The organism is Mycobacterium kansasii ATCC 12478 (assembly GCF_000157895.3).
Lineage (GTDB): Bacteria > Actinomycetota > Actinomycetes > Mycobacteriales > Mycobacteriaceae > Mycobacterium > Mycobacterium kansasii.
Genome location: NC_022663.1, coordinates 2,990,833 through 3,004,081, shown reverse-complemented (window position 1 = coordinate 3,004,081; position 13,249 = coordinate 2,990,833). Strand labels below are relative to the sequence as shown.

Annotated in this window: 11 protein-coding genes; 4 read left to right on the top strand and 7 right to left on the bottom strand. The window is 64.5% G+C overall.

The window, feature by feature from the left end; genetic code table 11:
- Window positions 1-19: 19 nt before the first annotated feature.
- From MKAN_RS13080 to MKAN_RS13065, 4 genes are all read right to left on the bottom strand, one after another.
- Window positions 20-529 carry an adenosine-specific kinase gene (locus MKAN_RS13080; protein ID WP_023368776.1) on the bottom strand — a complete coding sequence of 170 codons (510 nt, stop codon included), beginning with the start codon at window positions 527-529 and terminating at the stop codon, window positions 20-22.
- Window positions 526-2,442: an ABC transporter ATP-binding protein/permease gene (locus MKAN_RS13075; RefSeq protein WP_023368775.1), complete on the bottom strand. Its 1,917-nt coding sequence runs from the start codon at window positions 2,440-2,442 to the stop codon at window positions 526-528. Before MKAN_RS13075 ends, MKAN_RS13080 begins: the two co-directional genes overlap by 4 nt.
- A 74-nt stretch (window positions 2,443-2,516) precedes the next feature.
- Entirely contained in the window at window positions 2,517-4,430 is a 1,914-nt protein-coding gene (locus MKAN_RS13070) for an ABC transporter ATP-binding protein/permease (protein ID WP_023368774.1), read from the bottom strand.
- A gap of 40 nt (window positions 4,431-4,470) precedes the next feature.
- Window positions 4,471-5,541: a serine hydrolase domain-containing protein gene (locus tag MKAN_RS13065; RefSeq protein ID WP_023368773.1), complete on the bottom strand. Its 1,071-nt coding sequence runs from the start codon at window positions 5,539-5,541 to the stop codon at window positions 4,471-4,473.
- A 275-nt stretch (window positions 5,542-5,816) separates the two neighbouring features.
- Here MKAN_RS13065 and MKAN_RS13060 point away from each other — a divergent pair, with 275 nt between their 5' ends.
- Complete coding sequence (locus MKAN_RS13060) at window positions 5,817-7,388, top strand: succinic semialdehyde dehydrogenase (protein WP_023368772.1); 1,572 nt, start codon at window positions 5,817-5,819, stop codon at window positions 7,386-7,388.
- 263 nt (window positions 7,389-7,651) lie between these two features.
- On the top strand, window positions 7,652-7,990 hold the full coding sequence (locus MKAN_RS13055; RefSeq protein ID WP_160937888.1) for a DUF732 domain-containing protein: 339 nt from the start codon (window positions 7,652-7,654) through the stop codon (window positions 7,988-7,990).
- Between the two features lie 219 nt (window positions 7,991-8,209).
- On the opposite strand, the gene MKAN_RS13050 is transcribed toward MKAN_RS13055, so the two are convergent.
- Both MKAN_RS13050 and MKAN_RS13045 read right to left on the bottom strand, forming a co-directional pair.
- A complete protein-coding gene (locus MKAN_RS13050) occupies window positions 8,210-8,557 on the bottom strand; it encodes a hypothetical protein (protein ID WP_023368770.1) in 348 nt (115 codons plus the stop codon).
- A gap of 198 nt (window positions 8,558-8,755) precedes the next feature.
- Window positions 8,756-9,562, bottom strand: a complete 807-nt coding sequence (locus tag MKAN_RS13045; RefSeq protein ID WP_023368769.1) for a lysophospholipid acyltransferase family protein — start codon at window positions 9,560-9,562, stop codon at window positions 8,756-8,758.
- 176 nt (window positions 9,563-9,738) lie between these two features.
- On the opposite strand from MKAN_RS13045, the gene MKAN_RS13040 reads away from it, so the two are divergent.
- The gene (locus MKAN_RS13040; protein WP_023368768.1) at window positions 9,739-10,815 is read left to right on the top strand and encodes an SDR family oxidoreductase; all 1,077 of its coding nucleotides are present in this window, start codon (window positions 9,739-9,741) and stop codon (window positions 10,813-10,815) included.
- A gap of 91 nt (window positions 10,816-10,906) precedes the next feature.
- Here MKAN_RS13040 and MKAN_RS13035 read toward each other — a convergent pair whose 3' ends face one another.
- Window positions 10,907-11,668 (bottom strand): cysteine hydrolase family protein, encoded by a 762-nt coding sequence (locus MKAN_RS13035; RefSeq protein ID WP_198036511.1) that lies wholly within the window; start codon window positions 11,666-11,668, stop codon window positions 10,907-10,909.
- Between the two features lie 208 nt (window positions 11,669-11,876).
- Here MKAN_RS13035 and MKAN_RS13030 point away from each other — a divergent pair, with 208 nt between their 5' ends.
- The gene (locus MKAN_RS13030; protein WP_023368766.1) at window positions 11,877-13,238 is read left to right on the top strand and encodes a WS/DGAT/MGAT family O-acyltransferase; all 1,362 of its coding nucleotides are present in this window, start codon (window positions 11,877-11,879) and stop codon (window positions 13,236-13,238) included.
- The last annotated feature ends 11 nt before the right edge of the window (window positions 13,239-13,249 follow it).

Sequence of the window (13,249 nt, the reverse complement as noted above, 5' to 3'; positions counted from 1 at the left end):
CTCAACTATCTGACCGCAGTCAGAGCTTGTAACCGATGGCGCGCAGTAGCTCGCGCCGCTCGGTGACGTCACCGTCGGTCTCCACCCCGAGGGGTGGTTGACCGTCGACCACGGCCGCGATGCCCCGCCCGCGCTCCGTCACCGCGACCACGACTTCAACGGGATTGGCCGTGGCGCAGTGAATCGTGCAGACCTCGGGCACCGCTTTCACCGGATTGAGGACGCTGACCGGGAAGCCTTCGCGCAGGAAGATCACGAAGCAGTGTCCGGCCGCGATCGCCAGGGCGGTGTTGGTCGCGAGCTCTACCAACGCGGCGTCGTTACCGCTGCGTCGAACCAATCGCGGCCCGGACGCCTCGCAGAACGCCAGCCCGAACCGTAGTGCTGAACTCACCCCCACCAGCGCCTCGTGGAGGTCATCGACCGTCTTGATGAAATGCGCCTGGCCGATCACGACGTTGACGTCATCGGGCTTGTCGACGGATACCACATCCCAGGACAGCGACGTCGTGGAGACAAACCCGGTCATGTACTCATGCTGCCACGCTCGCCGACCTTCCCCACCCGCCAGGCCCCACCGCCCAATAGGGCCAGCTGTTGCTCGTGATGTGGTTCGACGGTGTTGCGGTGGCTGACCGATACCACCACGGTCTCCGGCAGTTCGGTGCGGAGCAATTGGTACAGCGAATATTCGAGTCCCGGGTCGAGCGCCGACGTTGCCTCGTCGAGGAACACCGCCCTGGGCCTGGTGAGCAGGATGCGCGCAAACGCGATCCGTTGCTGTTCGCCGGGGGAGAGCACCTTGGCCCAGTCCTGAACCTGATCCAGCCGGTCGCGCAGGTGAGCCAGCGCCACTTTGGCCAACACGTCGCGCAGTCTGCGGTCGGCGATGTCGCCCTCGGCGGCCGGGTAGGACACCACGGCACGCAAATTGCCCAGAGGCACATATGGCAACTGGCTCAAGAACATGGTCGCGTTGTCTTGGCTGGGACGTCGCAACGTCCCGGATGTGAACGGCCACAGCTGGGCGAGGCTGCGCAGCAGCGTGGTCTTGCCCGACCCGGACCGGCCGACGATCACCATGGAGTCGCCCGGAGCGAGTCTCATGCTGAGCCGCTCCACCAATTGCAGGCCGTCCGGGGTGCGCACCTCGACCTCGTCCAATTCGACCGAGCCGTCGACGCTGGGCGCGGTGTGCAGTTTCGGCAATGCACGGGTTTTGGCGTTGGAGTCGACCAGCCCGTGCACCCGAAGGATGGATGCGCGGTAGCTGGCGAACAGGTCATAGGCGTTGCGGAAGAACGACAGCGAATCGTGAACCGTGCCGAATGCCTGCGTGGATTGCATGACGTAGCCGAGTTTGAACGAGCCCGCGAACAAATGCGGCGCCTGAATCAGGAACGGCAGCAGCCCGATCGGCTGGCTCACCGCCACATTGAACCCGGTGAAGGCCACGCTGCGCCGCAGATAGCCGCGATAGTTCGTGATCACCCCGGCGAATCGTCCGTTCAGTTCCACACTTTCGGCTCGCTCTCCGCGGTAGAAGCCGACTGCCTCGCCGGCGTCGCGCAACCGCACCAGGGCGTAGCGGAAGACCGCGTTGAGCTTTTCGTTGCGGAAGCTCAACCGGATCAGCGGGCGTCCGATCCAGAAGGCGACCACGGTGGCGAACGTGATGTAGGCGATGACTATCCAGAACAGCGCCCGCGGAATCTGCAGACTTGCGACGGTGATCGGGAATGAAAGGTCCCACAGGATCGCGGCGAAGGACACCACCGACACCGCCGCCTGCACCGCGCCGAACAACAGGGTTTTGGCAGTCCCGTTCGCGGGGATGTTCGCCATGCCGCCCGAGCATGCGGTGAAAGCGTCGATGTCTTGCTGGATCCGCTGGTCGGGATTGTCGATGGGGTGGTCGATGAACTGTCCGCGATAGTAGGCGCGGTCACCCAGCCAGTCGCCCATCAAACGGTGCGTGAGCCAGACCCGCCACCGGATGATGAATTCCTGCATCAGAAACTGGTCGACCACCGCGCGCGTGGTGTAGATGACCGCCAGGACGGCAAAGGTCGCGATGGCCATCCAGAAGCCGTGGATGCCGGAATTGCGGACCCGCATGTTGCCGCTGGCGGCCCCCTCGAACGCCACCTGCAGCGCGGTGTATAGGTCGTTGCTGTAGTAGCTCAGCAGAATGTTGATCCGCACCGCGACCATCACCAGCATCAGCAGTAGGGCCAGCCGGCCCCACACCGGAATACTGTCGTGGCCTTTGAAGTAGCCCCCGGTCACCTCCCAGAACTGCCGGCCCCATGTGGTGTAGCGGGCGATGAGCGTACCGACGGCCAACAGGCCCGCGCCGCTGATCGTCCAGGCTTCGGCAAGCCACCACAACGACCCGGCAACCTCGTTGCTCCAGTCGATCGACGGCGTGAAGGTATCCATGGTGAACGCTCCTGTGCCATGGCGTCGTGGCGACGCTATGTCGTGAAGCTACCGCGATTTGAAAAGCGGCCCGCTCACATTGAGGCCACCGGTTCGCCGATGCGGCTCAGACGCCACGGGCCGTTGCCCAACAATTCCAGTTCCTGGTGATGATGCGGTTCGACGGTGCTGCGGTGGCTGGCGCTGACCACGATGCAGTCGGGTAGCTCTCTTCGCAACAAGTCATAGAGCGCGAACTCCAGTCCCTCGTCGAGAGCCGAGGTGGCTTCGTCGAGGAACACCGCCTTGGGTCTGGTCACCAGGACGCGGGCGAACGCGATGCGTTGCTGCTCGCCGGGCGAGAGCACCTTGGCCCAGTCCTCGACGTCGTCGAGCCGGCTGACGAGGTTGGGCAAGGTGACTTTGGCCAGGGCGTCGCGCAGCGTCAGGTCGTCGATCTCACCCTCCATCGCCGGGTAGCTCACGCCGGCGCGCAAGTTGCCCAGCGGAAGATAGGGCAGCTGCGGGACGAACATGACGCCGTCGCGGCCGTCCGGATAGCGCAGCGTGCCCGAGGCATACGGCCAGAGCCCGGCCAGCGTGCGCAGCAGCGACGTCTTGCCGCAACCGGACTTGCCGGTGATGACCAGTGCGTCCCCGGGCACGAGCCGCACATTGAGCGGCTCGATCAATTGCGTGCCGGTCGGTGAGCGGACCTCGACGTCGTCGAGTTCTATCGCGATATCGCCGGTGGCGGCGGTGCGCAGTTCAGGCAGCCTGCGCGCCCTGGCGTTGGCTTCGGCCAGCCCGTTGAGGCGCATGATCGCGGCCCGATAGCTGGCGAACCGGTCATAGGCGTTGCGGAAGAACGACAGTGAATCCTCGATCTGGCCGAACGCGCCGGCGGATTGGATCACGTCGCCGAGCTTGATGCTGCCCGCGAACAGTCGCGGCGCTTGCACGATGAACGGCAGCGGGTTGATGGTCTGGCTCATCGTGACGTTCCAGCCGAGGAAGCCGATCGTGCGTCGCACGTAGCGGCGGTAGTTGGCAATCGTATCGGCGAACCGGATCGCGAGCTGGGAACGCTCCACGCGTTCGCCGCGGTAGAACCCGATCGCCTCGGCGGCGTCGCGCAACCGCACCAGCGCATACCGGAAGGCGGCGTTGAACAGCTCGTTGCGGAAGCTGAACCGGATGAGCGGGTGACCGATCCAGAAGGCGACCACCGTGGCCATCGAGACGTAGGCGAACAAGACCCAGAACAGCGCCTTCGGAATGTCGATCCCGAAGACGGTCAATGTGCCGGACAGCCGCCACAAGATCGCGGCAAAAGATACCACCGAGACAACCGATCGGACCGCGCCGAACAGCAACGTGGCCGACGTCCCGACCGACGGGCTGTTGGGCGCCCCACCGACACCAGCGGTGAAGATGTCGATGTCCTGCTGGATTCGCTGGTCGGGGTTGTCGATCGTGGTGTCCAGGAACCGGCCCCGATAGTAAGCCCGCCCGCCGAGCCAGTCCGCGGTCAGCCGGTCGGTGAGCCATACCCGCCATCGGATCAAAAACCGTTGCGTGACATACAAATCCGTCATCACCTGGATCACCTGCAGGGTGGCAATGACGCAGAAGGTCCAGATGGCCACCCAAAAGCCGTGGATGCCCGAGTCCCGCACCGCGTCATTGCCGGCGGCGGCACCCTGGAACGCGGCCTGAAGCGCCGAATAAAGGTCGTTGCTGTAGTAGGTGAACAACACCGTCAGCCGCACCGAAGTGATGACCGACAGCAGCAGCGCGCCGAACAAGCCCCAGACCGGGACGCTATGCCGGCCCGTGTAGTACTCGCCGGTGATACGCCAGAACTGGCTGCCCCAGCGGGTGAACCGGACGACCAGCACCGCGACGACGAGCAGGCATGCCCCGCTGACCGCCCAGGCCTGAAGGATCCACAGCAACGACGCGACCAGCTCGTGGCCCCAGTTGATGGAGGGGGTGAACTTTTCCACGGAGGCTCTCCTTCTTCCGTGTGCGGACGCGCACCTGCTGCTATGCGGGTGGCTTCGGCCAGGAGTGAGCGGGGCTGACGATGTTCGCGATCTTGGTGAAGAAGTTCCACACCCCGAGAACCTCGACATTCGAGTTGACGAGCATGAGCATGGTCGTGCCCTCGGCGGGGAGGTGGTAGACGTATGACTGGTAGCCGGGGATGTTCCCGTTGTGGCCTATCCAGGCGTTTTGGTTTTCGAGTCCGAACCCGTACAGCGTGCCGGTTCCTTCCGACGGCGCGAGCAGGAATTCGAGGCGTTGGGCCTGTGCGGCCTTCGAGAGCAACCCGCCTTCCGCCACATTGCGCGCCCAGATGCGCATGTCGTCGAGCGTCGAGACCATGGCTCCCGCTGCCCACCCCCACGACGGGTTGAAGTCGGTGGCGTCTTGGATCTGGCCGCCCGGACGCCTGGTGTAGCCGTGCGCATGCGGCGAGGGAATCTCGGCGCCGACCGGCAACACGGTGTGCTGCATGTTGAGCGGTTGCGTGATGTGCTCGCGGATGAAGTCGGTCAACGATTGGCGGGCGACCTTCTGGACCACCATGCCGAGCAGCACCGTATTAGTGTTGCTGTAGTCGAATTGCGCTCCGGGCGGAAAGGCCGGCGGATGGCTGGCAGCGATCTGGATCAGCTCTTCCGGCGTGCGTTGGCGCCCCTCTTCTCCCGGTTTCGGCGGCGCCGTCTCGGTCGAGTAGTCGAAGAGCCCCGAGCGCATTTGGCCCAGTTGGCGCAGCGTGATCACGTCCCCGTTGGGAATTCCCGGCACATACTTGCCGATCGGATCGTCGAGTCCGACCTTGCCCTGGTCCACCAACTGCAGAATTGCGGTGGTCGTAAAGGTCTTGGTGACGCTGCCGATGCGCATGTGCATATCGGTGGCCATCGGCGCGCCGGTAGTGGTGTCACTCAGGCCGAACGCCCGCACGTAGGGCGCCTCACCGGGCTTCCAGACGCCGATGAGCGCACCCGGTACGGACGCCTCAGCCATCCCGGCCGGAATGACCTGGTCGAGCCGCAGGGTCCAGCCCTTGGGTTGGACACCCGCGTGGCCGCAGCCAGGAAGTGCCATCAGCAGAACCGCCGCCAGGATCCGCCACCGCCGTCGCTGTGGCGGCCCGCCACCCGATCCGAGTCGCGGAATGGTTTTCGACAGCTTTCGAGGTCGTCGGCGAGCGGAGCGCGTCAACTTATCCACGGAGGCTCTCCTTCTTCCGTGGCCACATCGGCGACACTAGTTACCAGCTGTGCGTGACGGTATCGCAGTTGCAGCTCATCGGCCCGTGTCCCGCGACCACTTCGCGGGTAGTCGAATCATGAACCCCCGATGCCGCGAGGAGTGCCACGATGACCGCAATGCCCGACCTGAAGACAACGAAAGTCACGCCGTTGCTGCAGGCGCTGAGCCGGCGGGTCAACGCCGCCGACGGTGACCGTCGCCGCGACGTCACTAACGCGATGACCGGACAGCCGCTCGCCGGCGTACCGCAATGCACCCCCGAGGACGTCGTCGCTGCGGCCGGCCGCGCCCGTGCTGTCCAACGTGCCTGGTCGCAACGCCCGCTGGCCGAGCGCACCGAGGTCCTGCTGCGTTTTCACGACCTGGTGCTGCGGCATCAGGACGAGATCCTCGACATCATCCAGTTGGAGAGCGGCAAGGCCCGCGCCCATGCCTTCGAAGAGGTCGCCGACGTATGCCTGACCGCCCGCTACTACGCCCACACCGCCGAAAAGTACCTGTGCCCCAAGCGCCGCCAAGGGGTGCTGCTGGCCCTGACCGAGGTGTGGGAACACCGGCTGCCGAAGGGCGTGGTCGGGATCATTTCGCCGTGGAACTATCCGCTAACCCTGGGGATCAGCGATGCGCTGCCGGCGATCGTCGCCGGTAATGCCGTATTGGCCAAGCCCGATAGCCAGACGCCGTTCTCGGCCCTCTGGGCGGTGCGGCTGCTCGAAGAGGCGGGCATGCCGCAGGGGCTGGTGCAGAGTGTCACGGGATCAGGATCGGAGCTGGGCGCACCGATCATCGAGCAGTCCGACTACGTGATGTTCACCGGTTCCACCGACACCGGCCGCACGGTCGCCGCCCAGGCGGGCAAGCGGCTGATCGACTGCTCGATGGAACTGGGCGGCAAGAACGCGCTGCTGGTCCTCGACGACGCCGATGTCGGCAAGGCCGCGGTCGGTGCGGTACGGGCGGCATTCTCCAACGCGGGCCAGTTATGTATCTCGGTGGAACGCATCTACGTACCCGACGCCCTGTGGGACGAGTTCACCGAACGCTTCGTGGCCGCCACCACGGCAATCAAACTGTCTGCCGCACTTGACTATTCAGCTGACATGGGTTCGCTGATCAGCCAAACACAGCTCGACACCGTAAGCCACCACGTCGACGACGCGGTGAACCACGGCGCGACCGTGCTCGCCGGCGGCAGGCCGCGTCCCGACATCGGCCCCTATTTCTACGAGCCGACCATTCTCAGCGGCGTGCGCGAGGGCATGGCGGCGTTCGCCGACGAGACCTTCGGCCCGGTCGTCTCGCTGTATCGCGTGCACAGCGAGCAGGAAGCCGTGGAAAAGGCGAACGACAGTCTGTACGGCTTGAACTTCAGCGTGTGGACCTCCGATCCCAAGCGCGGACGTGCCGTGGCCACCCGATTGCAGGCCGGAACGGTCAACATCAACGAGGGGTACGCCGCCGCGTGGGCATCTGTCGACGCGCCGATGGGCGGCATGAAGGCCTCGGGGCTGGGGCGTCGTCACGGCGCGCAGGGAATCCTGAAATACACCGAACCGCAAACCATCGCCATCGAACGCGGGCTGCCGGTCGGCGTGCCGTCCTGGATGCGCGCCGACCACTACGCACGCCTCATGAGCGGCGGGTTGCGGGTGCTGCGCCGGCTACCGGGCGTCAAATAGCTGGTTCCCGACGGTTCCCGACGGTTCCCGACGGTTCCCGACGGTTCCCGAGGGGACCGGACAGGGCACCGGACGCTCAAGGCCGGCATCACCCGGAATAAATTCGCGCGCAGCAGCGATGTATAGATCAAGCGAATCGTTGCGGCGTTGACTACTCACGGTGTGTTCGGGTTTTGAAGGCGATTTTGTTCAAATTCCGGGTACCCCTACCGGTATTAGCGGCGTACGATTCGAGTTAAGTACCCCTCATGAATGGAAAGACCATGGTTAAGTTCTCAATGCTGGCTGCTGCCGGGTTGGCTGTCGGGGCCATTGTGGCAGGTGCAGGAGCTGGCGCGGGGCCGGCGTACGCCGACTCCACCGCTGACTCCACTTTCATCCAGCAGCTCGACAAGGCCGGAATCCCCTACGTGAACCCCTACTTGGCGATCGGTCGGGCCACAGCCATGTGTCTGTACCTGAACCAGGGACACACCGAGGCGGAGGCATTGCTGTTCACGGCTCAGACCGACCGTGCCAACGCCACGTCATTACAGGACACCCAGTTCGCTCAGCTTGCCGAGAGTATTTACTGCCCGAACGAGCTTTCCTCGGCCCACTAGAGAATTCTGTGACTTTGCAATAGTTACCTGGGTTTCGTATTCGCGGAACCAAGGTAACTATTGCTTATGCAGACATTGCCCGCTCGGCGATTGTGGACGGGCTTCGCCGTGCGGTTGATCCGGCATCGGGCGGGTACCGAATTGGCGCCATTGCGTCACGGCTGACCGGTCGGGTGGCTGACCTTTCGGCTGCTACCCGACCGGAATGCGCTCCGTAATTCAGCGGTGCCCGGGCGCGTTCGGATTGCAGTCGATGCGGTCCGGGACGTAGCAGTCCGGAATGATCCAGTCGCTGAGCGGATCATTCGGGTTGACGCGCACCGAACCCTTCGGCAATTCCGGAGCCTTGCCCGGTTCCAGGGTGAACGAATTGGAGAAAATGGCCGGCATGTCCCTGGCCAGTCGGAGCAACGCCCCGCCCTGCCGTACGCAGATGAGCCCAACGGCGGGTGGCTGTTTGGCCGGGTCCGGCATCGCCTCCGAGCTTGGCCACACCAGGTTGCACAGATCCTGGGCACTCAGGATGTGGTAGGGCGGATCGTCGGCTTGCGCCGGCGGACTACCCATGAACCCGGCGCTGGCGAACCCTATCCCAACGGCTGCTATTGCGAGTCCTCGACGCATTAGCGCCCCCTCACCAATCGTGGGTCAACTAGTGTGACACGGGCGAATAGTAACGCCGTCGCGGCTCGGTTTGAAAGAAAAGTTCTCAAGTTGAGGACTTTTGTCCCCTCGAATACTGTTCCGGGGCCGGCCGGCAATCGATCAGCCCAGTAAGGGGACTCGGCGCCGGTGGCCCAGTTCGTCGAGCGCGGCTTGCATCACCGAACGCACACTGGCGTCGACCTCCGCCGCCTCGGCGTCCTCGCCGAATTGGGCGGCGACGTCGATCGGCTCCAGCACCTGGTAGATGATTTTGGCGGGCAGCGGCATATTGGCCGGGAAGAACACCGTCAAGCCGAACGGTAGGCCGATGGTGACCGGCAGGATCTCGATGCGAATTCGTTTGAACCCCAAGTGCTTTGCCAGCCAGTTGCCGCGGGTGACGAAGAGTTGGGTCTCCTGGCCCCCGATGGAGACCGCGGGCACGATCGGTACGCCGGCCTGCATGGCCGTCCTGACGTATCCGGTGCGACCGCCGAAGTCGATGACGTTCTGCGCCAACGTCGGCCGGAATGCGTCGTAGTCACCGCCGGGAAATGCCAGCACGACCGCACCCGAACGCAACGCCTTGACCGCGTTGTCCCGACTGGCGTGAATGACGCCGAGGCGGCCCAGCGCCGCGCGGAACGGGGTGAAGAAAACCCCATAGTGGGCAAGGGTGTACAGCGGACGCCCGTAGCCGAACCTGCCGTAGAAGGCGGGCGCAAGCACGTTCCAGTCGGGCGTCAACACCCCGCCGGAGTGGTTGGACACCAGCAGAACGCCACCGGTCGGGGGAAACGATTCCAGGCCGCGCACTTCGGCGCGGAACCAGCGCTTGATGAGCGGGGTGACCGTGCCGATCAACGCCTTGGTGAAGGCCGGATCCCACTTGGCCATCTCGGAGTCATCAATCTCCTTGCCGTTCACGTCTTCTGCCCATCAGTAGTCGAAGTGCCGGTGACTCGATTATCCTCCCGCCCCGGTGCTCTGACCGAGGACCAATGGCTGCGGTTGCGAGGTCTAAAGTCCCCCGTCGGCAACTCCGCGAATCGGTAGCGTCTGGTCTAAACCACGACATCGCACAAGCGGGCAGGAGTGTGGCGATGACCGTATTGATGACCGGGTTCCCCGGCTTTCTCGGCAGTGCGTTACTACCGCGCATCCTCAAACGCACGGACAGCACGGCAATCTGTCTCGTGCAGTCCAAATTCGCCACGCTGGCCAAGTGCCGCGTGGCCGAACTCAGCGCTGCCGAACCGTCGGTGAGCGGGCGGATCGAGCTGGTCGAGGGCGACATCACCCAACCCGGGCTCGGACTCGCCGCGGGCGCACTGAGCGAAGTCACCGAGGCGTGGCATCTGGCCGCCGCATACGATCTGGCGGTCGCTCGCGAGGCGGCGGTCCGGATCAACGTCGACGGCACCCGCAACGTCCTTGACGCACTTGATCAGTGTCCCAGCCTGACCCGGTTGCACTACTTCAGCACCTGCTACGTCAGCGGACGTTACGCCGGCCCGTTCGGCGAGGACGACCTGGAAGTGGGTGCGCCGTTCAACAACTATTACGAGGAGACCAAGCATCTCGCCGAGGCGGACGTGAGATGGCGGATGTCGGCCGGAATGCCGGCGACCATCTATCGGCCCTCGATCGTGGTCGGTGACAGCCGAACGGGTGAGACGCAGAAGTTCGACGGGCCCTACTTCGTCATGCAGTGGCTGTTGCGGCAGCCCCGGCACGCGATCCTGCCGGTGGCGGGAGATCCCACCATGACGCGGGTGAACGTGGTCCCGCGTGACTTCGTCGTTGACGCGGTGAGTTATTTGAGTGGGCTGGCCATTTCCGAGGGCCGCACCTATCACCTGGCCGATCCCCAACCACTCACGGTCGAGGAGATGACCGACGTGCTGGCCCGGGTGACCGGCCGGCAGCTGGTCAAGATTCCGCTACCCCGCAAGCTGGCGAAGGGCTCGTTGGCGCATGTTCCCGGGCTCTACCGGTTGCTGCGGATCCCGCCCGAGGCGGTCGACTATTTCGCCCATCCCACTTTCTATTTGACCGACCATTGCCGCGCCGACCTCGCCGACGGCCCGGTCGGGCCCCCGCCGTTCACCGGCTACGTCGACCGGCTCGTGGATTTCATGCGCCGCCACCCGGAAGTCGGCTCTGCGGCGATGTTCTGACGGCGCGGCGCCCCCTGTGCGGGCCTTGGAATGATCAGCCTTGCGGCAGGGACGGCCAAGTCGCTGCCGTTGTCTTGAGCGATCCGGTGATCTAGCTGTAGCTGAGCGCCCGATGCAGCGCGGCACTGCCGGTGACAAATCCAAAGCACTGCTTCACGTTGTAAAGCGTTGCCTCCCAGCAATATTGCGGCGAACTGGTTGCCGTGCAGTCGGTGACCAGGATGCAGTCGTAGCCAAGGAAGTTGGCGTCCTGCAGTGTGGTCATCACGCACTGATCAGTGTTGACACCACCGAACAGCAGTGTGGTCAGGCCGAGATTTCGCAGGATGCTGTCTAATGCAGTGTCCCAGAAGCCACTCATCCGGTATTTGTCCACGCGTATGTCGGCCGCTGCCGGCTGAAGTTCGTCGACGATCGCGGCAGCCCAACTGTCGCGTTGTAGAACACGTGCGCCGGCGTGCGGCAGCGGATCACCAATGCCGACGCCTGTGCCGGCTGGGTTGAAGGCATGCAACAGCGATGGACTCAGATTCAGCCGGTCCGGCCGATTGCCCCAGTTCACCCATACGACTGGCACACCGGAGTCCCGCAATGCGGGCAGCAGGCTACGGAGGGGACTGATGGGTTTGCGGACCGGCGCGATGTCAACGCCAATGTGGTCGAGCCAGCCACCTTTTGCGCAGAAATCGTTCTGCATATCGATGACCACAATCCCGGTTCGGGAAAGATCGATCAACAGGTTCTGCGGTTCGGCGGCCAGCCGGACGGGGCGCGGATGGGGTGTGTTGCGGACGGTGTCAACGAGATCTTCCGAGACCCGCCATGCTGTCGCCGCCACCGCGCCCAGCGGCACTAGTTCTGCGCCCATTCCATCTCCTCACGTCGAGCACAGACCGTGGTGCGTAAGGTCTACCAGAACCTCGGGTGACCCGCATCCGCAAACCACTTTGCGGTTCAACTGGGACGATGACCACGAGCACGTCTGCTGGATAACCGCCCGTTGCGGCCCTAGGGCGGTGCTGAACAGGCGACAAAGTTGTTCAACGCGCTTTAATTGGTGCATGGAATTGATGATGCCCAACGACTCGATGTTCCTGTTCGCCGAATCGCGGGAGCATCCCATGCACGTGGGCGGCCTGTCGTTGTTCGAGCCGCCGCAGGGGGCGGGTCCGGAGTTCGTGCGGCAGTTCTACGACGCTCTGGTTGCCAACGAGGAATTCCAGCCCACGTTCCGTAAACACCCCGCGACGATCGGGGGTGGAATCGCCCGTTTGGCATGGGCTTACGACGACGAGGTCGACATGGACTACCACGTCCGCCGCTCCGCCCTGCCGTCGCCGGGGCGGGTACGCGACCTGCTGGAGCTGACCTCGAGGCTGCACACCAGCCTGCTCGACCGGCATCGCCCGCTGTGGGAACTGTATGTGGTGGAGGGGCTCAACGACGGCCGGTTCGCGATGTACACCAAGATGCACCATGCCCTGATCGACGGTGTCTCCGCAATGAAGCTGATGCAGCGCACCCTGTCGGCCGATCCGGACGACACCCAGGTACGCGCGATGTGGAACCTGCCCCGGGCGTCGCGCCCGCCGTCCGGCGCATCGTCGTCGCCGCTGAGCTCGCTGTTCAAGCTGGCGGGATCGGTTGTGGGACTTGGCCCTTCGACCTTCAAGCTGGCTCGTGCCGCCCTGTTCCAGCAGCAGCTGACGCTGCCGTTCGCGGCGCCGCACACCATGTTCAACGTCAAGATCGGCGGAGCGCGCCGGTGCGCCGCGCAATCCTGGTCGCTGGAGCGCGTCAAGGCCGTCAAGCAGGCAGCCGGGGTCACCGTCAACGACGCCGTCCTGGCGATGTGCGCCGGCGCGCTGCGGTATTACCTGATCGAACAGGACGCGTTGCCCGGCACTCCGCTGATCGCGATGGTCCCGGTGAGCCTGCGCTCCAAAGACGATTCCGACGGCGGCGGCAACAAGGTCGGCAGCCTACTGTGCAACCTGGGCACTCATGTGGAGGATCCCGCGGAGCGGATCAAGATCATCAGCGAGTCGATGCGCGCCAACAAGAAGGTGCTCGCCGAGTTGCCGCAACTGCAGGTGCTCGCGCTGTCCGCGCTACACATGGCGCCGTTGACGTTGGCGGGTATACCGGGCTTCCTGTCGACGGTGCCGCCGCCGTTCAACATCGTCATCTCCAACGTGCCGGGCGGCACCGAGCCGCTGTACTACGGCGGCGCCCGGCTCGACGGCAGCTACCCGATGTCCAACATCCCCGACGGCCAAGCGCTGAACATCACCCTGGTGAACAACGCGGGCAATCTCGACTTCGGACTGGTCGGTTGCCGTCGCAGCGTGCCGCACCTGCAGCGGCTGCTGCTCCACCTGGAATCGTCGCTGAAGGATCTGGAGCAGGCCGTCGGAGTCTGAGGATCACCCGG

What these genes read in the sequence shown, in the direction of transcription:
- MKAN_RS13080 (WP_023368776.1), bottom strand. Translation starts at nt 529, where the DNA reads ATGACCGGGTTTGTCTCCACGACGTCGCTGTCCTGGGATGTGGTATCC.
- MKAN_RS13075 (WP_023368775.1), bottom strand. Translation starts at nt 2,442, where the DNA reads ATGGATACCTTCACGCCGTCGATCGACTGGAGCAACGAGGTTGCCGGG.
- MKAN_RS13065 (WP_023368773.1), bottom strand. Translation starts at nt 5,541, where the DNA reads ATGGCACTTCCTGGCTGCGGCCACGCGGGTGTCCAACCCAAGGGCTGG.
- MKAN_RS13060 (WP_023368772.1), top strand. Translation starts at nt 5,817, where the DNA reads ATGACCGCAATGCCCGACCTGAAGACAACGAAAGTCACGCCGTTGCTG.
- MKAN_RS13055 (WP_160937888.1), top strand. Translation starts at nt 7,652, where the DNA reads ATGGTTAAGTTCTCAATGCTGGCTGCTGCCGGGTTGGCTGTCGGGGCC.
- MKAN_RS13050 (WP_023368770.1), bottom strand. Translation starts at nt 8,557, where the DNA reads ATGGGTAGTCCGCCGGCGCAAGCCGACGATCCGCCCTACCACATCCTG.
- MKAN_RS13040 (WP_023368768.1), top strand. Translation starts at nt 9,739, where the DNA reads ATGACCGTATTGATGACCGGGTTCCCCGGCTTTCTCGGCAGTGCGTTA.
- MKAN_RS13030 (WP_023368766.1), top strand. Translation starts at nt 11,877, where the DNA reads ATGGAATTGATGATGCCCAACGACTCGATGTTCCTGTTCGCCGAATCG.